Raw genomic sequence first — 21,071 nt, 5'->3', positions numbered from 1 at the left:
TGAAACAAGCACAACCAAAAAGTACTGCAGCCGCATGTCAGGAAAGCTACCGCTGCGTGTACGCAAGGTAAATATAAATCTACATTTGTATAAATGCATATAGAAAAGCGCCGCGACCCGTGGAACGTGTTAAAGGATGGGTCGCGGCGCTTGCGCCAAAAGAAATTACTTCTTGGTCTCACCCAACAGGTGGCACTGGATCATGTTGGTATTACCAGCAATTCCTGGAGGGGTACCAGCAATGACGACAATCATGTCGCCTTCCTCGTACCTGTCCATCTCCAGCAATGCGTCATCGATGGCTTCCATCATGTCATCGGTGGACTTAACGTGCGGGCTCAAGAAGGTCTCAGCACCCCACGTGAGAGCCAGCTGGGAACGAACCGCTGGGTCCGGAGTAAATGCCAACAGTGGCAGGTGGGAGTGCAGGCGTGCCACTCGCTTAGCGGTATCACCGGAGGTAGTAAAGGCTACGATGGCCTTTGCATTGAGGCGCTCGGCAATATCGCGGGCGGAATAGGACACCACACCACGCTTGGTGCGCGGAACGTGGGACAGCGGTGGAACCTTGCCACCATCTTCAGCATTAGCCACGATCTTGGACATGGTGCGCACCACATTCTGCGGGTCAATGCCCACTGAAGTCTCACCAGAGAGCATGACGGCGTCGGCGCCATCGAGAACGGCGTTGGCCACGTCGGAAGCCTCTGCACGGGTCGGGCGCAGGTTGGAAATCATGGAATCCAGCATCTGGGTAGCCACGATGACCGGCTTAGCGTTCTCGCGAGCAATCTGGATAGCGCGCTTCTGGAACAGCGGCACGCGCTCCAGCGGCACCTCAACACCGAGGTCCCCACGGGCAATCATGATGGCATCGAATGCCAGCACAATAGACTCGAGCGCGTCTACTGCCTCAGGCTTTTCCAGCTTGGCGATGACCGGAACGCGGCGGCCCTCTTCGTCCATAATCTCGTGGACTTTATCTACATCTGCTGGAGAGCGGACGAAGGACAATGCCACGAGGTCAACGCCGAGCTTCAAAGCGAAGCGCAGATCAGCGATATCCTTTTCCGACAAAGCCGGCACGGAGATATCCATACCAGGGAGGGAAACGCCCTTGTTATTGGAAACCGGGCCACCTTCGGTGACCTCACAGACGACGTCGTTGCCGTCGACTTCCTTGCAGACAACGGCAACCTTGCCGTCGTCGATCAGCAGGCGGTCACCTGGCTTGGCGTCCTTGGCCAGGCCCTTGTAGGTGGTGGAGACGCGGTCATGGGTGCCTTCGATATCGTCCACGGTAATGCGGACGATCTGGCCGTTATCCCATTGCTCCTCGCCGTTGATAAAGCGGCCAAGGCGAATCTTGGGGCCCTGGAGGTCCGCCAAGATACCTACGGCGCGGCCGGTCTTATCGGTAGCCTGGCGCACCCAGTTGTAATTCGCCTCATGGTCTGCATGCTCGCCGTGAGACATATTCAGGCGGGCAACGTCCATGCCATCCTGTACGAGGCGCAAGATGCCATCCTCGCTAGCAACGGCAGGGCCGAGAGTACAAACAATCTTCGTTCTTCTATCCAGCATTATTGGCCTATTCCGTCGGGGAAACTGAACACTCCCCAACCTACTCCTTCGAAAGGATTGGGGCCACAATTTCTCGGTTTCATTTTCCGAACGGGCACCCCAAAATGCACCGTTTCCCACACAAGCAAAACCAACCGGACATATTTGGGCGGTGTTTACGTCGATAAAGAACCCGGTTGCTGTCCATCAGATACCGGGTGCTCATCACTATGCTCATCAGCATCCCGGCGCTCCGCCCAATATTTAGGATCCACCTCTTCGGGGGACTCTGGACCCTGCCGGTGCCTATCAAGCACAAAGAAGACAATCGCGGCGATGATAAAAATCACAAGGGAGACGATGATATTTACGCGCACCCCAAAGATATGGGTTGCTTCATCGGAACGCATCCCTTCAATAAAGAAGCGCCCCAATGTATAGCCCATGACATAGAGGGCAAAGACGCGCCCGTGCCCCAGCTTCCAGGCCTTATGAGCCCACAAGAGGAAAAGGCAAACCAGGACATTCCACACGAGTTCATACAGGAAAGTCGGGTGTACCGAGGTCATAACCTCACCCGTGGAGTGTCCGGAAACGGGAGCATAGCCACCATTTTCATTGACGCGGTAGTAAATATCTAAGGCCCACGGAACGTCGGTCGGGCGCCCATAGAGCTCTTGGTTAAACCAGTTACCTAGGCGTCCAATCGCCTGTGCGAGGACGAGGCCGGGTGCCACCGCGTCAGCAAAGGGGCCGAGCGGCACCTTCTTCACTTTGAAAAGCACCCACAAAGCTAGTGCGCCCAAGGCTACGGCCCCCCAAATGCCCAGGCCGCCATTGGTAATCTTCAGCGCGTCAGCGGGATTACAGCTATCGCAGAAGTACTTCTGGTTATCGGTAATGACGTGGTAGAGCCGCCCGCCAATGATGCCGGCTGGGATGACCACGATGGCGGCATCCCATACGGTGTCTGGGTTACCGCCGCGTGCGGTGTAGCGGCGTAACGTCATTCGCAGGGCGACGATAATTCCTACGATGATGCACAGGGCATAGGCACGAATGGGAATGGGTCCCAACTGCCACACGCCCTGCGGCGGAGACGGAATATTTGCAAGAATTTCTGTGTGCACGTAGCCAGTGTGCCTTATCCCCCACCCCACCAGCTAGTTGGGGCCTTGATCTATCTTGCGCGCGGGGCACGCTGGATGCTGCCCGGCAGCCACCAAAGAGCGCGCCAGCGCCGTTGGATCCTGGGCAGCCATGACTGATTCGCCCACCAACACTGCATCGGCGCCGCGTGAAGCATAGTGAAACAGGTTGCGCGCGTTGTTTACCCCGCCTACTGCGATGCGCAGGATGGATTCTGGCAGGCCTGGGGCGATATCGTTAAACGCCTCGCGGTTAATGGCATCCGAAGCCAACGACCACGCATTGATGGCGATGACGCTACTTCCTGCTTTGATTGCGCGGTCGACCTCGGCGCAGTTGCGTACCTCGACAATGGCGGTCATACCGAGCGATTCCACGCGGTCTAAAAGCGCCTCCAGGCGAGCTTGCTCTAAGAGCTCTACCTGCAGCGGAATAGCATCGGCCCCAAAGCACCTGGCTTCATGAATTTGATAGGGGTCCACGATGAGATCGCGCGACATCATGGGAATATCAATCGCAGCACGGGCAGCTGCCATGTCTTCTAAAGAACCGTGGAAGCGGCGGAAATCAGTCTGGCATGCCATGAGATGTACGCCGCAGTGTTCAAAGGTGCGGGCCCATTCCGCCATCTGTTCCGCAGAGCCAACATGAGCGATTTCACCGCCGTAGGGTACGGCGCGCTTGAGCTCCGTGATGACCGAGCAGCCTGTGCGTAGCAACGCGGCGCGGGCATCCCGGGGAGGTTCCATGTCCCGCGAGCGCGCCTTTACCTCTTTAAAGGACACACGGGCTTCCCGCGCAGCAACGTCCTCCAAGACTCCTGCAACAAGGTGGTCAACGGCAATGGGCGTAGGCATCAGCACCTCCCTCCACGGGCGATTAAAATCACACTTAGGTTAACCCGCTAGCATGCCGTTCCGGAAATTACACAGGAAACGGGGCTATTTTTTGTCCATATCGGTGGGATCGATATCACTATCAAGTGCGTCCCACATCACGCGTCCAGAGTCGGAAGAGGTTTCCAAATCCTCCTCCAACTTTGCCTGCCGTGCCGCTGGGGTTTCGTATTTGCTAGATGCCTTCGCCTTATCTACGCCCGGACTGCGTGCAAGCATGACTGCACCGAAGAGGGCTGTTGCCGCACCTATTAGGGCCAGAATTGGCCCCAGGGAATGCACCTCGGTGGACACGACTGTGGCCCAGTCAGAGATCTGGGCAGAGTCAACGGCGTTTTCATTGGCCGAGGCCCCCTGCAGGATTTTCTGCGCGCGCTCGGCGTCCGCGCCCGCAGTCAGCAGGCTCACCGGGGTCCATGCAACGACCGCGGCCGCGAGGGCGCACACTACGCCCACCACTCGCCTACCGACGCGCCGCAGCGCCATCCCCGCGACGGCACCGGCTACGAGAACTAGGGTCAGGGCCATGATCTCCAGCGACCAGGCCGAGCCGATGATGTCATTGGCTGCGGAGCCGGCCTTGTCGTCCTCGCTGGCGGCTACCACCCACGTAGCACGGGAGGACAGCCACACTACGATGGCTCCTACAGCGATAAGTAGTGGTCCAAGGCGTCTAGCCTTCACGGTTGCCCTCCTAGGAGATCGGTGGCGTCAAAGCACGTGCGGTCACCGGTATGGCAGGCGCCGCCGCGCTGCCGCACGGTCAGCAGAATAGTATCTCCATCGCAGTCAAGGCGAACGCCCAGCACCTCTTGGGTATTTCCAGAAGTTTCTCCCTTGACCCAATATTCATTGCGCGAGCGCGAAAAATACGTTGCCTTGCGGGTAGCGAGAGTATGGGCCAAAGCGTGGTCATCCATCCAAGCCATCATCAGCACCTCACCAGACTCAGCTTGGGCAATGGCCGGCACCAAGCCTTGGTCATTGCGCTTGAGCTGCTTGGCGATGTCCCCGTTAAGTTCATAGTTGCCCGGGGTACTCATCGGCGCACCTCGTAGCCCGCAGCATCAAGGGCGTATTTCACGTCGCTGATTTCTACCTCACCGAAGTGAAAAATGCTTGCTGCCAAGACGGCATCGGCGCCGGCAGCGACGGCCGGTGGAAAATCTGCGGCGTTTCCCGCGCCGCCAGAGGCGATAACGGGAATGGTCACCGCTGCGCGCACGGCGCGCAGCAATTCAAGGTCAAATCCTTCCTTTGTGCCATCGCCATCCATCGAGTTGAGGAGGATCTCCCCTACGCCCAGTTCTTCGCCGCGGCGTGCCCATTCGATGGCGTCGATCCCAGCCGATTCCGTACCACCGTGCGTCGTGACCTCAAAGCCGGATGGCGCATATTCTTCGCGGCACCGGCGGGCATCAACAGACAGCACGATGCATTGGGCTCCGAAAATCTCAGCCATGTCGCGCAGCAGTTCCGGATTCTTAATGGCCGCGGTGTTTACTGAGACCTTATCCGCCCCGGCGCGCAATAATTCTCGGACGTCATCAACGCTGCGAACTCCGCCGCCCACCGTCAATGGAATAAATACCTGGTCTGCAGTGCGGCGCACGACCTCGAGCATGGTGGAGCGCCCTTGTGTAGAAGCAGAGACATCCAAGAAGGTAAGTTCATCGGCTCCTAGGGCGTCATAACGCGCGGCCAGCTCCACTGGATCGCCGGCATCACGCAGGTTGTCAAAGTTGATCCCCTTGACCACGCGGCCTTGGTCCACGTCTAGGCAGGGGATCACGCGTACGGCTACAGCCATGGCGGCCGCCTCCTTTTCGGGTATTTAGTCTTAGCGGTGAAAAGTACCGGTATGACGAGACAGGATATCCACGATGGTGGCATGGACCTGCGGGGTGCCTGCCACCATGCCGCGCGACTGCGCAGTCCACGGATTGCCTTCCGGATCGGTAACAACGCCTCCAGCGGCCTGAATCTGCAGTGCTCCCGCGGCGTTATCCCATGGGTGCGGAGAGAAGTTAATCGCACCATCGAACACACCCTGCGCGACGAAGGCATTATCAAGCCCCACAGAACCGGTCATCCGCGGGCGCAGTCCGGTCTCGCGCAGCTCGTGGAAAATGTCGGTGGGCAGGTGGGAAGAGCAGCCCACGTGACCGCGTGCTTCATCAAACCCCATTGCTTCGTCCCCTCCACCAAAACCAGTGGCAGGCCCACCTACTGAGCGCAGCGGGGAGCCATCGCAGGTGACCAGACGGCGCCCCAGAAGCGGGAAGTCAGATACCGCGGCAACGGGCCTGCCCTCATGAATGAGCGCCACCAGGATGCCGGCCATGGGGTTTCCGGCAGAGTAGTTTGCGGTGCCATCGATCGGATCTACCACCCACACGGTATCGAGCACGCTGCCGCCTGATTCTTCTCCATAGACCGGTATGCCGGTCATCTGGGTCAAGATATCGCGCAGCTGTTGCTCGATGACGAGATCTACCTCGGTGGCGAAATCTCCCTGCCCCTTAAAACGGGCGGGCGCAGCTCCGAGGCCGGAGCGAAAAATAGGTTCTACTTGGTCTACGGCCGCCTCCGCGAAGGCCACCAACTCGCGGGGTTCCATCATGACTTAGTTGTCCTCAGGGTCGAAAGGGTCAATGGTTTCTTCCGCCGGCAGCGGCTCTACCTCGGCCACCGCAGCGAGAGCTTCGTCGAGGGTGAAATTCCCCTCGTACAGGGCCTTGCCAATAATGGCGGAATCGATGCCCTCATTTGCATAAAGCGCCAGCTCGCGCAGGTCTTCCACACTAGAAATGCCACCAGAGGCGGTGATCTTTGCTTCCGTCGCCATCGCTACCTCGCGCAGGAGCTCAATATTAGGTCCGGTGAGCGTGCCGTCTTTAGATACGTCTGTCACCACAAAGCGCTGGCATCCGGCGGCATCGAGGCGCTCGAGTACCTCCCACAGATCGCCGCCATCGGAGACCCAGCCATTGCCGGCGGTACGCCATTCGCCGCCATCTTCGCGCACGGCAAGGTCCACGGCGACCTTATCCCCGTAGCGCGCGAGGATGTCCTCGATCCATTCCGGCTGCTCTAGAGCAGCCGTGCCGATACTAATGCGCTGCGCACCGGTAGCCAGCGCGCGCTCTACCGCGGCATCATCCCGGATGCCTCCGCTAAGCTCCACATTTACACCCAGCTCGCGGGTAATCATGGCCATTTCTTCGTGGTTGGAGCCCCGACCAAATGCCGCATCCAAATCCACAAAGTGCAGCCAGTTCGCGCCTTGGGACTGCCACTTTTGCGCGGCATCGCGCGGGGAACCATACGAGGTTTCGGTGCCTGCTTCGCCTTTATCCAAGCGCACGGCTTGGCCTTGAGATACATCGACTGCGGGCAAAAGCGTAAAAGTCATATCCTTCATCCTACCTAGAGCGTGCGCATCCAGTTTTCCAAAAGCTGTGCACCGGCGTCCCCGGATTTTTCAGGGTGGAATTGGGTCGCCCACAGCGCACCGTTTTCTACCGCCGCGACAAACCTATCTCCTGCGTGCTCGGCCCAGCTCACCAGCGGCGGGCGGGTAATTTCCGTTTCCAATTCCCAACGGCGAACGCCATAGGAATGCACAAAATAAAAGCGCTCGTCTTCGGCCACTCCAGCAAACATATCGCTGCCGACGGGTACCTCTACGGTATTCCACCCCATATGCGGCAGCACCGTAGAGTGCAGCTTTTCGACGGTACCGGGCCACTCGCCGCAACCGGTGGAGTTGATGTTGTGTTCCACTCCGGCGTCGAAAAGCACCTGCATGCCTACGCAAATACCCAACACCGGACGCTCCCCCGCCAAGCGCTGACCGATGACCCGTGGTCCTTGCACCGCCCGCAGCCCGCGCATGCAGGCAGCAAAGGCACCCACGCCGGGGACAAGCAGACCGTCCGCTTCCACCGCTTCCTTGGGGTCCGCGGTAACGGTGACGTCCGCGCCCACTCGTTCTAGTGCGCGCTGTGCCGAGCGCACGTTGCCCGCTCCATAATCCAATAATGCGACCGTCTTTGCCATGGGCTACACCTTACGCATGCGGCGCAGACGCGTCCGGATATCGTTGGTTTCGCTCACTCGGGTGCGCCCGAGTACAAAGTCTGCCACCGTCATAAGCAAGCCAACAACGAGGATGGCCACGCCGGCCCCAAACGCCCCCGCGTAGCCATAGCCGGCGACCAAGGCGCCCAAAAGGGTCGAGCCCAAACCGGTGCCGCCGTCATAGAAGATATTCCAGATGGCCGAAGCCTCCGAAACTCGTTCACGCGGCAGGCGATCAAACATCGACAGCAAGGCCTCATTTTGCGCAATACCAAAGGCACCGCCGAAGAGGAAGGCGCCCAACACGAGCCACCATACAGAGCCGTCGAGATAAAGAGGAACGGCAATGGCAAGCACACCCACGATGGCCATGATCTGGCTGGGGATGTAGAGCCGGCCAGGAGTGCCCACGCGGTCTGCCACCATGCCGGCAAAGTAGCGGAAAATCATGGCAGCGCCGCCCACGATGGATAACATGATGCCGGCCAAGCTGGCGCCGCGCTCGGCATCAAGTTCTTGCACCGCCGGCGGCAGGAAGGATGATACGGCGCCATAGCTCATAGAAAACGTCGTCAGCGCCAACGCAGGGACGAGCACCAGCTTCCACGTAGGAACGCGGATAAGGTTCGGCTCCTCTTCGGTATCGGAGGCGAGCGTGACCTTGATCTTGGGAATGCGCAAACACATGCCAAAACCCACGAAACCAATGATGCCGGCGGTGATATACGTCGAGGCATACCCCAGCTTTTCCGCCATGATCAATCCCAAGGGCAAAAAGACCATCTGGCCCAGGCCAGTAAAGACACCAATCATGCCGGTAGCCTTGCCCAGCAGGCGTACGGGCGCTAGTTCCGCAATGAGCGCGGACTCAGAAACGGTCAACGCACCAAAGCCCACGCCGCGCAGAGCGGAAAAGAGCAGGACAACCCAAGCATCGGTGCCCAAGAGGTGGCCGAAGGCAGGTACGCCCAAGGTAAAGGCAGAAAGCGCCATCACGCGGCGGTAGCCCCACCGGCGCAAGAGCCACGGGGAAATGATCTGGGTCAGCACGGTAAAGGCCATGAAGATGCCCGTGGATGATCCCGCCAAGGTAGCTGAACCGCCGGAGTCAATGACAGCTAGCGGCACTACGGGAAGGAGGATGGACCAAGCACCGAACGCCGCGGCAATGGCCACCATGGTGGCGGTGTAGCCTGGGATCTTCCAGATATTGGTTTCTTGGGTTGTACTCATTTACCAAACGCTCCTACCATCCACGAGATAGCTGCTACCACAGTGATTGCGGCCAAAAGTGAGGCTACGACTGTCATCGCCTTCGACCCCTGTTGGTAGGCAGACCATGCGCCTCCTACCAACATGCCGGCTACGAGGAAGAGGACCAAGATCATAAAGTGCATGCGTTCTAGAGTGCTCCCTTCGTCGATGGAATGCCAGTTTGGCGTGGGTCTAATTCCACCGCACCGCGCAGCGCACGCGCTACGGCTTTATACTCCGCCTCCGTAATGTGGTGCGGATCGCGCCCATAGCGCACGTTGAGGTGGAGCGTTACCGCAGCGTGGGTGGCGAGCGTTTCAAAGAAGTGGCGGTTGATCACGGTGGCGTAATGCCCACCGATGATCTGCCACTGCAGGTGCTCTGGTTCGCCGTTCATCACGAAATAGGCACGCCCAGAAAAATCCACCACCGCTTCCACCAAGGCCTCGTCCATGGGCAAAAGCTGGGAGCCAAAGCGGCGAATGCCGGCCTTATCCCCCACCGCCTCACGCAGCGCGGTGCCGAGCACGATGGCGGTATCTTCCACAGTGTGGTGGGCATCTACCTCCACATCGCCCTCAGCCTGCACGGTGAGATCCAAGCTGCCATGAGTAGCAAAGGCCGTGAGCATGTGATCGAAAAAAGGCAGTCCGGTGGAAATATCGCTGCGTCCCGTGCCATCGAGGTCAATGTCCACAGAAATCTGCGATTCCGACGTTGCCCGGTGGGCGCGTCCTACGCGGTTGCTCATGCGTCGCTCCTTTCTCCTGCGAGCGGGGAATCCGCCACTACTGTATCCGCAAGGTCCTCAGCTACGGCCAAAAAGGCAGAATTTTCTTCTGGCAGCCCCACCGTCATGCGCAGGTGGCCTGCGATGCCAACATCGCGAATAAGCACTTCCTTATCTAAGAACTGTTGCCACACGCGGTGTTGGTCAGCAAAGCGGCCGAAGAAAAGGAAATTGGATTCGCTAGGCAGGACGGTATAGCCTAGTTCGCGCAAGCGAGCGGCCACCCGCTCGCGCTCGGCGGCGATCTTTTCCACGGTGGCGAGCGTATCCGCACTATGGCGCAGCGCCACCGTCGCCGCTGCTTGGGAAAGCATGGACAGGTGATACGGCAAGCGCACCAGCATTACGGCCTCCACAAAGGCCGGGTCCGCCACAAAGTATCCGAGACGGCCGCCGGCAAAGTCGAAGGCCTTAGACATGGTGCGCGAGACCACCAGCTTCGTGGGGTATTTATCCAGCAGCGTCACCGCAGAAGGCGAGGAAGAAAATTCGCCATAAGCTTCATCGACGATGAGGATGCCTGGGGCGGCGTCGGCAAGCGCGGCAATATCGTCCACGCTGGTCACCCCGCCAGTGGGGTTATTCGGCGTAGTCACAAAGATGATATCCGGCTGGTGCTGCGCCACGGCTGCCAGCGCCCGGTCCATATCGATGCGGAAATTCTCATCGCGCGGGCACTCCACAAACTGCGTATGGGTCCCATCCGCGAGGATAGGGTGCATGGAATAAGACGGGGTGAAACCGAGCACGCTGCGGCCTGGACCGCCAAATGCCTGCAACAGCTGCTGCAAAATCTCATTCGAGCCATTCGCCGCCCACACCTGCGCATAGCCCACGCGCACCCCGGTTTGTTCAGAAACGTAGTCCGCCAAGGCCTGGCGCAGCTCCACCGCATCGCGCTCCGGATAGCGATTGAGCGTGGTGGCAAGGCGCCGGGTCTCCGCCACCAAGTCATCCACCAGCGCCTGCGAGGGAGGATAAGGATTTTCGTTGGTATTGAGCTGGTAGGTCACGTGGAGTTGCGGCGCCCCATAGGCAGACTTGCCGCGCAGCTCCTCGCGCAGAGGAAGATCATTCAAGTGCGTCATTTAATTCTCCTCGAATCGGGCACGGATAGCCTCACCGTGGGCAGGCAGCCCCTCGGCCTCCGCAAAAGCGATTACGTGCGGGGCAATCTCTTCCAGCGCAGCTCGGTCATATTCAATGAGGTTGACCGGCCGCATAAAGGTATGGGTAGAAAGGCCGGCAGAAAAGCGCGCCGTACCGGAGGTGGGCAATACGTGATTGGAGCCGGCCGAGTAATCTCCAAGCGGCACTGGAGCAAAGTCCCCTACAAAGATGGCACCGGCGTGCTTAATCCGCTCGGCCACCGCGCCGGGCTCTGCGGTGTGGATCTCCAGGTGCTCAGCAGCGTAGGCATTGGCCACCGCCACCGCCGCATCCAGGGAATCGACCAACACAATTCCGGATTGCTCGCCGCCTAGAGCTTCGGCCGCTCGCTCCGCATTAGCGGTGGCGCCGTAGCGCGCCTCTACTTCTGCTTTCACACGCTGAGCCAGGCTTGGCGATGCCGTAATGAGCACGCTCGCGGCCATCGGATCATGCTCGGCCTGGGAGATAAGGTCATAGGCCACATACACCGGATTCGCGGTGTCATCAGCGATAATGGCGATTTCGGTCGGCCCAGCCTCGGCATCCGTGCCCACCACGCCGCGCACCAGCCGTTTGGCCGCGGTGACGAAGAGATTTCCAGGGCCGGTAATCATGTCCACAGGGGCTAGTTCGGCGTCATCATCGCCGTAGGCCATCAGCGCGATGGCCTGGCCGCCTCCTACCGCCCAGACCTCATCCACGCCCAGCATCTGGCACACGGCCAACACCGTGGGGTGAGGCAGGCCACCGCACTCTTTTTGTGGCGGCGAGGCTACCACCAGGCTTTCCGCGCCGGCCGCCTGCGCTGGCACGGCATTCATAATCACCGAGGACGGATAGACCGCCTTGCCTCCCGGCACGTATAGTCCAACGCGCTCGACGGGGCGAAAGACCTCGGTCACCGTGGCACCTGGTGCCAGCTCGGTGGCGCGCGCGGCCGGTTTCTGCTCGGCGTGAACCTTGCGGACCCGCTCAATGGAGGCCGCAATCGCTTGGCGCACCTGCGGGTCTAGTCCGGAGGCGGCCTTCTCCAGCTCCGCTTGGGGCACCCGCAGGTGGGTTGGGCGCACGCCATCGAATTGCTCGCCATAGTCCAAGGCGGCCGCAGCGCCTTCTTGACGTACTCGATGAACCAGCGGCGCCACCTTGTCCACCACGGCGGCGACGTCGGTGCCACCGCGCGGCAAAACTCGCCGCAGCTGTGCGGGGCGCAGCTCTTGGCCGCGCAGATCGATGGTGCGAAGCATTCCCGGTTCCTCTTCTCCCTATCGGATTTCTGTTATTAAACCAATATCCTAATGGTCAAACGCCAGCGAGGGGGCCGGTTTGGGCTATAGACTCGGTGTCAACACAGCTTTAAGGTGGTGGCAGCGATGAGCGAGATTGAGCCCTCTCTTCTGCTCGCGCATGCCCACACCATTGCCCGCGATAATGACGTGCCCTGCTGGGCCCTGCCAACTGGCGAGCTTCTCGTTCCGCATGCAGCAGGCGGCTCCACCTTCATTTTTGTAGACCAGCTGGAAGAACCGGTGCTCCACCTGCACACCAGCCCCCGCGGCGGAGTCGATCTCAGCGAGATTTCTGAGCTTGCACACCTGGCCAACGAGTGGAATCACGATTGTCTCTCCCCGTCCGTCGTGGTTGATTATGACCAGCCCGACTGCGTGAGCGTTTCCGGCCATAGCTATCTGCCGGCCGATACCTCCCCCAGCCGCGAACAGCTCGCGGCATTCCTCCTACCGGCGCTGCGCAACGCGGAGGTCCTCATGGATCTGCTCGCCCAATCCCATCCCGGCCTCGTGCGCGAAGCCTCACCGGAGCTTGCCCCGCTTGCCGACGCCCCCTTGGAACCCTTCACCCTCGATAGCCTGTCCGAGATCCTGCCGCTTATTGGCATCCAGCGCTTCCAAAGCGACGGCGCCACGGCGATCTACGCGTGGGTCAATGACGTTCTTTTCGCCTTCGCACTGGACAATGGCCCCAGCCTCATTATCAAAGGGCATTGGGACCCCAGCCTGGACGAGGCGGAATTTACCCGACTCTTCCTCATTTGCAATGACTGGAATCGCGCCCACCACGGCGCCGTAGCATTTTGCCACCACACCGCCGAGGGCCTGCAAGTGCGGATGGATGCCGCCACCATTACCGCCGCGGGCCTTACCCGCCCGCAACTTTTTAGCGCCATCGGCCGCGGACTCAAGCACATCCTGCACGGCATCGATGACATCGCACACGAAGTAACCGGCGCCTCCCCCGTCGAATGGCCCTAGGCGCGCACATCACCAATCTTCATCGGCGCTGACAAAGGCCGTGGACCAATAAGCAAACATCGCCATAAAGGGCGCCACCGCCCACGAGATGGCTGGGGAAAAATTCGGGGCGAACTCTACGACTTCCCCTGGGTTTTCTGGCGGATGCGTGGCGGTAACCCCGCCAAAGACATAAAAGGACGCTGCCCCAGCCAGGGCACACACGCCGACCCACAGGAGCATCGACAAGCCCCGCCCTTGCCGGCGCAGGTACGCGCCCAACCCCAAGAACAAACCAAGCAGGCCGGTAATGAGGGCAAAGGTAATAAAGGCGATGAACTGAACGCTTCCCATCGCATCGATGGCATAGCCACCATCGTCTACCTCATGGCCGGTAAGCGTCGGGCGGAAAAGCCCCCACAGCGCACCGGCCACGCCATAAACCAGAAGCGCACACGTGAGTAACCCCGCACCAAAACCTAGGGTGCGGGGTAACCGGCGCTTTAACAGAGACAACTTAGTTACAGAAGGTCCAGTTACCATTCTCGCGGCGGAAGCGGACCGTGGAGGTCTCGGTGCCCTCAGAGTTGGACACGCTCACGGTTGCAGAAGCATCGTCGCCGTTGACCACAACGTCATTGACGGACTGCAGCTTGGTCGACTGCGGGATGGACTCCAACTGGCTAGCGAACTTCTCTACCTCGGCATTGCCACCGCCCTGCTGGCGCATGGTGTTGGCGTACTCGGCGAAGGACTGGTTCGGCAAGCTATCGACGTACTGCTGGTACTGGCTGAACTCCTGGGACTGCTCATCGCGGACTGCCTGGCAGGCGTGCTTCGGCATGTAGTTGAAGTATTCCTTCACATTATCGATCTCGTGCTGGCCGCGAACCAGCTGCTCGATGGCCTGCTTATCGCCATCATTAGCGTTCTGGCCGCCTTCAATCGGCTTGATGTCCTTCGCGCCAGCGAAAGGATCCTCACCATTGTTCAGCGGGTTAGCCAGCTGATCTGGCCCCTCGCCAGCGCCGTCCTCGCCCTTCTGGCCTTCTGCACCCGCAGCAGCGGCCTTCTTTTCGCCGTCCTTATTCTGATCCTTTTCTTTATCCTTGTCCTTGTCCTTGGACTTATCGGCGTCTTTGTCCTCGGACTTATCTGCAGACTTATCCTCAGAAGACTTGGATGCCGTGGTGGCGGAAGCCTTCTTGGAGTCGTCATTGTCATCCGAACCACACGCAGCCAAAGCCAGCGGGGTGACCAGCGCAACTGCGATGAGGGACTTCTTTGCAGGGGTCAAAAAGGACAAGGGAAAGCTCCTGTATCAATCTTGCGAATGTGAAGCCACCCCAAGGGCGGCCTCTTATTTGTCTTCGCAATACTAACAACCCGACGATGGAAATGACATTGAGACTCCGTTAAAAGAACCTGTGAACTACCGTCCCGCCCGGCCAAGTCCGTACAATTGCCAAGGTGCACATAAATCGCGAGAGTATTATCGACGCCGCTCTTTCCCTGCTTGATGCCTATGGGCTTGGGGACGTCACCATGCGCCGCGTTGCTTCCTCCCTCGGCGTTGCCCCCGGCGCACTCTACTGGCACATTGCCAATAAGCAAGCGCTCATTGCAGCCCTAGCAGAGGAGATTATCTCCCCCGTTTCTGGGGAGTCTCTCGAAGACATCAGCCTCAACCTCCGTGATTTGCTGCTCGCCCGCCGCGACGGCGCCGAGGTAGTCATTGCCGGCCTCTCCCTCCCGCAGGCCCCTGCCTGGGACCGCCTCTTGACGGCCTTCACCGCTGCCGCCACGCGCAGCACCCTTGCTGCCGACAGCGCCCACCGCGCCGCCGCGCTCTCCGCCATTCACCTCGTGCTCGGCGCCACCTTAATGGAACAGTCCCAACGCCAGCTTGCAGAAACCACCGGTGAGTCTCCGGTCACAGATTATCGCGCAGACCTTATACGCGGCGTACGCATTATTAACGCTGGACTTACGCACGGCGCCGGCGCCTAGAAAGTGGTTATGCTCGTGGGCATGAACACTCCCGCCATGGACGCAATCCCCACGCCCACCGAGCGCTACGGCCGCCAAATCTGGCCCGGCAAACCCACCCCACTGGGATCCACCTTTGATGGATCCGGCACCAACTTCGCCCTTTTTTCGGAAGTAGCGGAAAAGGTCGAGCTCTGCCTCATTGATAAGGAAGGCAACGAAGACCGCATCGAAATGTCGGAGGTCACCGCCCATGTGTGGCATATTTACCTCCCCAATGTCACCCCTGGCCAGCGCTACGGCTACCGCGTCTATGGCCCCTATGAACCAGAAAACGGCCTGCGCTGCGACCCTTCCAAGCTCCTTGTCGATCCTTATGCCCGCGCCTTTGACGGCGAATTCGACGGCGATGCCTCCCTCTACTCCTATGACATCCACGCCGAGGAACCCGGCACCGGCCGCAACGAAGAAGACTCGCTGGGCCACACCATGTTGTCTGTGGTGATTAACCCCTTCTTTGACTGGCGCAGCGACCACCGCCCCCATATTCCCGATAACGAAAAGGTCATCTACGAAACCCACGTTAAGGGCATGACCATGACCCACCCCGACGTGCCGGAAGAGCTCCGCGGTACCTACGCGGGCATGGCACACCCGGCCGTCATTAACTACTTCAAAGAGCTTGGCGTTACCACCGTTGAGCTCATGCCCGTCCACCAATTCCTGCAGGACGATCGCCTGCGCAACCTAGGCCTGCGTAACTACTGGGGCTATAACACCTTCGGCTTTTTCGCCCCACACCATGACTATGCCTTTGCTAAGAAGCCAGGCGAGGTGGTCTCCGAGTTCAAGACCATGGTCCGCGCCTTCCACGAGGCCGGCATCGAGGTCATCCTCGATGTGGTTTATAACCACACCGCCGAGGGCAACCACATGGGCCCGACCATTGCCTTTCGCGGCATCGACAATGGCGCCTACTATCGCCTCGTCGAGGGCGATGAGGCCCATTACATGGATTACACCGGAACCGGCAATTCCCTCAATGTCCGCCACCCGCACTCGCTGCAGCTGATTATGGACTCACTGCGCTACTGGGTTACGGAGATGCGCGTCGATGGCTTCCGCTTCGACCTGGCGGCGACCTTGGCGCGGGAGCTTGACGACGTCGACAAGCTCGCCACCTTCTTCGACCTAGTACAGCAAGACCCCATTGTCAGCCAGGTCAAGCTCATCGCCGAACCCTGGGACATCGGCCACGATGGCTACCAAGTGGGCAACTTCCCGCCCATTTGGAGCGAATGGAATGGCAAGTACCGCGATACCGTGCGCGACTTCTGGCGCGGCGAGCCCGCCACCCTGGGTGAATTCGCCTCCCGCCTGACCGGCTCTTCGGATCTCTATGCCGATAATGACCGCCGCCCCACCGCCTCCATCAACTTCATCACCGCCCACGATGGCTTTACCCTGCGCGACCTTGTTTCCTATAACGACAAGCACAACGAGGCCAATGGCGAGGACAACCGCGACGGCGAATCCTTCAACCGCTCCTGGAACTGTGGCGAGGAAGGCCCCACCGATAACGACGATATCCGCAAGCTGCGCCGCCGCCAGACCCGCAACTTCCTGACCACTCTCCTGCTTTCCCAGGGCACTCCTATGCTCTCGCACGGCGATGAATTCGGCCGCACGCAGGACGGAAATAATAACGTCTACTGCCAGGACAACGAGCTGTCATGGATGGACTGGTCCATGCTGGAGGAAGAAAAATCCGCCGCGATGCTGGGCTTTACCAAGCGCGTGCTGTCTATTCGCAACCATCACCCCGTCTTCCGCCGCAAGCGTTTCCTCGCCGGCGGCCCGCTCGGCGCGGATGTGAAGGAACGCGATATCGCCTGGCTGGTTCCTTCGGGCCGCCTGATGACCCAGGACGACTGGGACCACGACTTCGGCCGCGCCCTTATGGTCTACCTCAATGGCAATGCCATCACGGAAACCACCTCCCGCGGCGAGCGCATCACCGATGATTCCTTCATCATGATTTTTAACTCCCACGACGGCGAAATCGAGTTCACCCTGCCCACCAAGGATCTCGGCGCTACGTGGCGGCTGATGGTCGATACCGCCGATTCCGGCGGTTACCCCGCGGAGGAAACCCTTATTGAGGCAGAGGGTACGATCACGGTGCAGCCGCGTTCAACGCTGATCTTGCGTCAGGTTGAACCGCCCGTTTTCGATTCCTAGAGAAAGGCCCCTCGTGTCATTTCCCGCGCACGGCGTACTCATCGATGTCACAGCGGATAAACTCGTGCTCCACCGCACCCTGCTGGCTACCAGCCTCGGTGCCCCCGCCACTGAAGATATCCCGCTTGAGTCCATCGACACCGTGCACGTGAGTGAACCGACCCCCACCGGCTTCGGCGCCCTAGACTTGGGCGCCGCCGGCACTATCGCCTTCGCCCCGCACCAAGACCCGCAGGCCGTCGCCCGCGCCATTTCCGCCGCACAGCGCGGCGAAGCACCCTCTTCCGCCGCCACCATCCCCGGCCTTGATTTCACTGCCGTGGACGTGGAAACGGCCAACGACAACTGGGGTTCTATCTGCCAAATAGGCGCGGTGCGCTTCCGCGATGGCCAGGAGACCGCCTCCCGGTCCTGGCTGTGCACCCCTCCACCAGGCCTCGAGCACTTCGCGGATATCAACGTCTCCATCCACGGCATTACCGCGGACGATGTGGAAGGGGCGCCGGCTTTTGCCGACGTCGCCAAGGAGCTCTTCGATTTCCTCGGCGGCGACGTGCTTGTCGCGCACAACGCCCAGTTTGATTCCACCGCACTGCGCTCCGGCCTGCTTACTGCTGGCGCCGAGGTGCCCACCGTGCCGCTGGCCTGCTCCCTCGCGCTGTCCCGCGATGCCTCCAAGGCCAAGGTCATTTCGGTACGCAACCATAAACTGCCCACCGTCGCCGCCCACCTGTCTGCGCCGGACTTCAGCCACCACGACGCCACCGAGGATGCCCGCGCGGCCGGCGAAATCATCGCCCGCTTGGCCGAGCGCTTCGGGCACACCGGCAGCATCCGCGACCTATTCACCGCACGCGAATTCACCTTGGGCCGCCTCGATTCCGAGGCCATCCTGCCTGTCTTACGTGCCCACACCGCCCCCACCTCCGGCGCGGATCTCGGCGCTGGGACCGACTTCCGCGACCAGACCCGTGCGGCCGGCTCCGCACAGAAGAAGTCCCGCGGGCCCGCCCCGTGGCAGTCCGTCGCCACCCCGGACACAATCCCAGAGCCCAACCCCGACGCCGACCCGGAAGGCGCACTCTACGGCCAACACGTCACCCTCACCGGCGATTTCGAGCCCTTTGATAAGGGCGTGCTGTGGCAGGGCATCGCCGAGCGTGGCGGCCAAGTGGCAAAGAACGTCACCAAAAAGTCCACCCTGCTCATCGTGGGCGAATGGGCCAAGAAAACCTCCAAGGAAAAGCGCGCGGAGGAGCTGCAGGCCAAGGGCCAAGAAATCGACATCTGGCCGGCCGATAAGCTCTTTGCTGAGCTGCAACTCGACGCCGAGCCGCCCTTCTAGGCCCACCCCGGGAACCAAACGGCGGTTTCTCCAGTCCAATAAAGGCGACCGCACCCTACCGCCACACTGGAGAAACCGCCGTGACCGTCGCCCTGCGCCCGCCTCGTCCCACCACCGCAAACCTTCTGCCTGCGCTCTTTGCCCGCTCGTGGCTGAAAGAACAGCGGCTTTCTGACGACGGCTTCTGCGACTCCCTCGCCACCATCCAGCTCTCCCCCAGCCTGTCCATGGCTCTGGTCTTTCCTGGCAAGCAGACCTTTCGCCGGCTCAGCCACCGTGGCCTCGCGGACATGGATATCTCCGCGCGCCGAGCATGGAACCACGCCTCCCATAACCTGCAGCGCGCCGCACTCGATTCGCAAGGGCTGCGCTTTTGGACCCGCCCCGCCGCCTGCGAGCTTCCTTCCGCCGCCCGTTTCGGTGGCTTGCAGGTCCGCTCCCACGGCGCACCGATTTCCTCCTGGATTGCCCACCCAGAGACCTTTACCGTGCTGGACAAGCACATGCGCCGCCTCCTGCGATCGCACTCCCTGACCTACCTGGTGCCGGACTCCGCCACGCTCTTTGCCTTTGCCCACCTGCCGGACACCTATGCCCGCCAGCTGGCCGCCGATGCCGTCGCGCGCGTGCCCCGCCATCGCACCGTGCTCCACCCACGCCCGCTAGTATGGTCTAACGGATTCCCGCGGGAGTTATGAAAGGAGCACCATGCCGGAAAGTAGGATGTCGCGGCTGAGCAATCAGTACCACGACTGGGCGCGCAGCCACCCCACCGCCGCGGTGGACTTCCGCACCGCCATCGAGGACCTCCTCAATGACGCCGGCATCATCTTCGACCGCGTCTCTACCCGCGTCAAAACCTGGCCCTCACTGAAGGCGAAGGCCAAAAAGCGCCGCGAGAACGGCGATTTTGTCTATCCCCAGCCCTGGCAAGAGATCCACGACGTCATGGGAGTGCGCGTCACCCTGTATCACTCCACCGCTATTCCAGAAGCGCTAGACGTTTTCGGTGAATCCTTTAAGGTTGAACGCTCCGTTGACAAAGCGGCCGAAACTCGCATCTCTGGTGGCTTTGGCTACGGCTCCCACCACCTGGTGCTTACCGTGACCGAAGATAGCGCGGCTGCAATGGAAGAGCTCGCCGCCTACGTGGGCTGGACCTTTGAGGTGCAAATTCGCACCGTCCTGCAGCACGCGTGGGCGGAGTTTGAGCACGATATCCGCTATAAGCAGGGACCGAACCCGCCCTCGCCGGAAGTTGACCGCCTGTTTACCCTGGCCGCGGGGCTTATCGAGCTTGCGGACCAGCAATTCGATGAAATCGCCGCGCTCAAGGCCCCCGATACAGAAACCGACAAGGACGTCGAGCTTACCGCCGAAACCTTGCCGGGCGTGCTCGCCATCATTTTGGGTAACCGCTTCCCGCTCTCACGCTCGGAGCACTACCGCTTCTTGGCGGAGCTCTTGGAGCAAAACGGCGTTCGCCACTTGGGCCAGCTTGAGCAGCTGCTGGATGACACCGCCATTGCCCACGTCCACGACGCCATGCGCTACCGCTTCCGCCCCGGCCAGGTGCGGCTTATCGACGACCTCCTGCTCAACAAATTCGGCAAGCAACACATCGAGGCCACCGCCGAATCCGGCGACCGCCCGGGCCGCAAGCGGCGGCTTACTGCGCGCCTGAAAGCGCTACGCGCCGCCCACTAGCCGCGCAGTATGTTTCGGTAACTTACCGGAAACCGCCGCGGAATTTCTCCATGTCGCGGCGTTCCTTCTTCGTCGGCCGACCGGCGCCGCGTGGGCGCACGGGAACCGACGGCATAAACTCCTTGGGCGGCGGCGGTGGCGCATGGTCCGTGTAGCAGGTGCGCGCGACGGGTGCGCCGACGCGCTTGGCGACGGTCGCTAAAACCTCGAGGTCATGCTCGTGGTGGTTGCGCCATACGCGCACGCGGTCGCCCGGCACTACCTGTTGGGAGGGCTTGACGGCCTCGCCATTGATCTTTACGTGCCCGGCGCGCACGGCGGTCGCGGCCGCAGACCGGGTTTTAAACATGCGAACGGCCCACACCCAGGCATCGATCCTGACGGGGCGGCCGCTAGGTTGCGGTGCCGGCATCTAGTACTGGTTGTGGTTCTCGTTGACGATCTTCTGGATCTTCAGCCAGTTATAGCCGCCACCTGCGACGGCAACGATGGCACCAAGTAGCATCCAGGCCCAGAAGTTAGCCGAAAGCACGCCGAGCACTACGCCCACACCGATGCCGCCGGCCACGCATACGACGGCGTTGCGGGAGTGCTTGCGCACCTGCTGCTTGCGCTGCGCAATGGGGTTATTCGGTCGCTGCTGCATAGTCATG

The 21,071-nt window shown here is 60.7% G+C and carries 24 protein-coding genes; 6 read left to right on the top strand and 18 right to left on the bottom strand.

Features of this window, described 5'->3' with window-relative positions:
- Window positions 1-165: 165 nt before the first annotated feature.
- From pyk to hisD, 14 genes are all read right to left on the bottom strand, one after another.
- Window positions 166-1,581, bottom strand: a complete 1,416-nt coding sequence (gene pyk, locus QP909_RS00895) for a pyruvate kinase (RefSeq protein ID WP_269953210.1) — start codon at window positions 1,579-1,581, stop codon at window positions 166-168.
- 158 nt (window positions 1,582-1,739) lie between these two features.
- A complete protein-coding gene (lgt, locus tag QP909_RS00890) occupies window positions 1,740-2,693 on the bottom strand; it encodes a prolipoprotein diacylglyceryl transferase (RefSeq protein WP_284765802.1) in 954 nt (317 codons plus the stop codon).
- 33 nt (window positions 2,694-2,726) lie between these two features.
- Complete coding sequence (locus QP909_RS00885; RefSeq protein WP_284765801.1) at window positions 2,727-3,569, bottom strand: indole-3-glycerol phosphate synthase TrpC; 843 nt, start codon at window positions 3,567-3,569, stop codon at window positions 2,727-2,729.
- An 84-nt stretch (window positions 3,570-3,653) separates the two neighbouring features.
- A complete protein-coding gene (locus QP909_RS00880) occupies window positions 3,654-4,292 on the bottom strand; it encodes a TIGR02234 family membrane protein (protein ID WP_284765800.1) in 639 nt (212 codons plus the stop codon).
- On the bottom strand, window positions 4,289-4,651 hold the full coding sequence (gene hisI / locus QP909_RS00875) for a phosphoribosyl-AMP cyclohydrolase (RefSeq protein ID WP_150851219.1): 363 nt from the start codon (window positions 4,649-4,651) through the stop codon (window positions 4,289-4,291). Before hisI ends, QP909_RS00880 begins: the two co-directional genes overlap by 4 nt.
- Complete coding sequence (gene hisF / locus QP909_RS00870) at window positions 4,648-5,418, bottom strand: imidazole glycerol phosphate synthase subunit HisF (protein ID WP_284765799.1); 771 nt, start codon at window positions 5,416-5,418, stop codon at window positions 4,648-4,650. Before hisF ends, hisI begins: the two co-directional genes overlap by 4 nt.
- A gap of 30 nt (window positions 5,419-5,448) precedes the next feature.
- Window positions 5,449-6,231 carry an inositol monophosphatase family protein gene (locus QP909_RS00865; RefSeq protein ID WP_284765798.1) on the bottom strand — a complete coding sequence of 261 codons (783 nt, stop codon included), beginning with the start codon at window positions 6,229-6,231 and terminating at the stop codon, window positions 5,449-5,451.
- A 3-nt stretch (window positions 6,232-6,234) separates the two neighbouring features.
- Complete coding sequence (gene priA, locus QP909_RS00860; protein ID WP_284765797.1) at window positions 6,235-7,023, bottom strand: bifunctional 1-(5-phosphoribosyl)-5-((5-phosphoribosylamino)methylideneamino)imidazole-4-carboxamide isomerase/phosphoribosylanthranilate isomerase PriA; 789 nt, start codon at window positions 7,021-7,023, stop codon at window positions 6,235-6,237.
- 14 nt (window positions 7,024-7,037) lie between these two features.
- On the bottom strand, window positions 7,038-7,670 hold the full coding sequence (gene hisH / locus QP909_RS00855) for an imidazole glycerol phosphate synthase subunit HisH (RefSeq protein WP_284765796.1): 633 nt from the start codon (window positions 7,668-7,670) through the stop codon (window positions 7,038-7,040).
- A gap of 3 nt (window positions 7,671-7,673) precedes the next feature.
- Window positions 7,674-8,924 carry an MFS transporter gene (locus tag QP909_RS00850; protein WP_284765795.1) on the bottom strand — a complete coding sequence of 417 codons (1,251 nt, stop codon included), beginning with the start codon at window positions 8,922-8,924 and terminating at the stop codon, window positions 7,674-7,676.
- On the bottom strand, window positions 8,921-9,088 hold the full coding sequence (locus QP909_RS00845) for a CG2302 family histidine operon protein (protein WP_005324605.1): 168 nt from the start codon (window positions 9,086-9,088) through the stop codon (window positions 8,921-8,923). Before QP909_RS00845 ends, QP909_RS00850 begins: the two co-directional genes overlap by 4 nt.
- 5 nt (window positions 9,089-9,093) lie before the next feature.
- Window positions 9,094-9,696, bottom strand: coding sequence for an imidazoleglycerol-phosphate dehydratase HisB (hisB, locus tag QP909_RS00840; protein ID WP_284765794.1), 603 nt, complete (start codon window positions 9,694-9,696; stop codon window positions 9,094-9,096).
- Window positions 9,693-10,823 carry a histidinol-phosphate transaminase gene (locus QP909_RS00835; protein ID WP_284765793.1) on the bottom strand — a complete coding sequence of 377 codons (1,131 nt, stop codon included), beginning with the start codon at window positions 10,821-10,823 and terminating at the stop codon, window positions 9,693-9,695. The genes hisB and QP909_RS00835 overlap by 4 nt, the downstream gene beginning before the upstream one ends.
- The gene (gene hisD / locus QP909_RS00830; protein WP_284765792.1) at window positions 10,824-12,134 is read right to left on the bottom strand and encodes a histidinol dehydrogenase; all 1,311 of its coding nucleotides are present in this window, start codon (window positions 12,132-12,134) and stop codon (window positions 10,824-10,826) included.
- Between the two features lie 126 nt (window positions 12,135-12,260).
- Between hisD and QP909_RS00825 the strand changes: the two genes are divergently transcribed.
- A complete protein-coding gene (locus tag QP909_RS00825; RefSeq protein ID WP_284765791.1) occupies window positions 12,261-13,157 on the top strand; it encodes a type III secretion system chaperone family protein in 897 nt (298 codons plus the stop codon).
- Window positions 13,158-13,166: 9 nt separating this feature from the next.
- Here QP909_RS00825 and QP909_RS00820 read toward each other — a convergent pair whose 3' ends face one another.
- The gene (locus QP909_RS00820; RefSeq protein ID WP_225746752.1) at window positions 13,167-13,571 is read right to left on the bottom strand and encodes a hypothetical protein; all 405 of its coding nucleotides are present in this window, start codon (window positions 13,569-13,571) and stop codon (window positions 13,167-13,169) included.
- Between the two features lie 82 nt (window positions 13,572-13,653).
- Entirely contained in the window at window positions 13,654-14,442 is a 789-nt protein-coding gene (locus tag QP909_RS00815; RefSeq protein WP_284765790.1) for a hypothetical protein, read from the bottom strand.
- Between the two features lie 164 nt (window positions 14,443-14,606).
- On the opposite strand from QP909_RS00815, the gene QP909_RS00810 reads away from it, so the two are divergent.
- From QP909_RS00810 to QP909_RS00790, 5 genes are all read left to right on the top strand, one after another.
- Window positions 14,607-15,146, top strand: a complete 540-nt coding sequence (locus QP909_RS00810; RefSeq protein WP_284765789.1) for a TetR family transcriptional regulator — start codon at window positions 14,607-14,609, stop codon at window positions 15,144-15,146.
- Between the two features lie 21 nt (window positions 15,147-15,167).
- Window positions 15,168-17,366 (top strand): glycogen debranching protein GlgX, encoded by a 2,199-nt coding sequence (gene glgX, locus QP909_RS00805; protein ID WP_284765788.1) that lies wholly within the window; start codon window positions 15,168-15,170, stop codon window positions 17,364-17,366.
- 13 nt (window positions 17,367-17,379) lie between these two features.
- Window positions 17,380-18,711: an exonuclease domain-containing protein gene (locus QP909_RS00800; protein WP_284765787.1), complete on the top strand. Its 1,332-nt coding sequence runs from the start codon at window positions 17,380-17,382 to the stop codon at window positions 18,709-18,711.
- Window positions 18,712-18,791: 80 nt separating this feature from the next.
- Entirely contained in the window at window positions 18,792-19,409 is a 618-nt protein-coding gene (locus QP909_RS00795; RefSeq protein ID WP_005328828.1) for a hypothetical protein, read from the top strand.
- Window positions 19,410-19,419: 10 nt separating this feature from the next.
- Window positions 19,420-20,418 carry a GTP pyrophosphokinase gene (locus tag QP909_RS00790; RefSeq protein ID WP_239228149.1) on the top strand — a complete coding sequence of 333 codons (999 nt, stop codon included), beginning with the start codon at window positions 19,420-19,422 and terminating at the stop codon, window positions 20,416-20,418.
- Window positions 20,419-20,440: 22 nt separating this feature from the next.
- Here QP909_RS00790 and QP909_RS00785 read toward each other — a convergent pair whose 3' ends face one another.
- Window positions 20,441-20,830 (bottom strand): RNA-binding S4 domain-containing protein, encoded by a 390-nt coding sequence (locus tag QP909_RS00785; RefSeq protein ID WP_023021235.1) that lies wholly within the window; start codon window positions 20,828-20,830, stop codon window positions 20,441-20,443.
- Window positions 20,831-21,070: a hypothetical protein gene (locus QP909_RS00780; protein WP_204608410.1), complete on the bottom strand. Its 240-nt coding sequence runs from the start codon at window positions 21,068-21,070 to the stop codon at window positions 20,831-20,833.
- Window position 21,071: the final 1 nt, after the last annotated feature.

It is taken from the genome of Corynebacterium sp. MSK195 (genome assembly GCF_030228885.1).
In the GTDB taxonomy this organism is placed as follows: Bacteria; Actinomycetota; Actinomycetes; order Mycobacteriales; family Mycobacteriaceae; genus Corynebacterium.
Note: the sequence above shows the minus strand (reverse complement) of the source record. Positions and strands in the feature narration are given on the sequence as shown.